Genomic DNA, 353 nt, shown 5'->3' with positions numbered 1-353 from the left:
TTCTGCCGCTTCAGCGGCTGCAATCTGTGGTCGGGGCGCGAGCAGGACCGGTCGAGCGCGGCGTGCAGTTTCTGCGATACCGACTTCGTCGGCACCGATGGCCAGAACGGCGGACGCTTCGCCAGCGCCGAAGCTCTGGCCAACCACCTGACGGCACTGTGGCCCGAGGCAGGCGGTGTGGCGACCCCCTATGTGGTCTTTACCGGCGGCGAGCCGCTGCTGCAGCTCGATGCGGCCTTGATCGCCGCCATGCATGCCCGCGGCTTCGAGGTCGCGGTCGAGACCAACGGCACCCTGCCCGCTCCGGCGGGCATCGACTGGCTATGCGTGAGCCCCAAGGGTGCCACGCCCCT

Annotated in this window: 1 protein-coding gene; it reads left to right on the top strand. The window is 69.4% G+C overall.

The genetic code is table 11. The annotated features are described in order from the left end of the window. Positions 1–353 (top strand): radical SAM protein (locus HOP53_RS21370; protein ID WP_234271873.1); only part of this gene is annotated, 353 nt, incomplete at both ends.

The organism is Billgrantia ethanolica (genome assembly GCF_021404305.1).
Lineage (GTDB): Bacteria > Pseudomonadota > Gammaproteobacteria > Pseudomonadales > Halomonadaceae > Halomonas > Halomonas ethanolica.
Note: the sequence above shows the minus strand (reverse complement) of the source record. Positions and strands in the feature narration are given on the sequence as shown.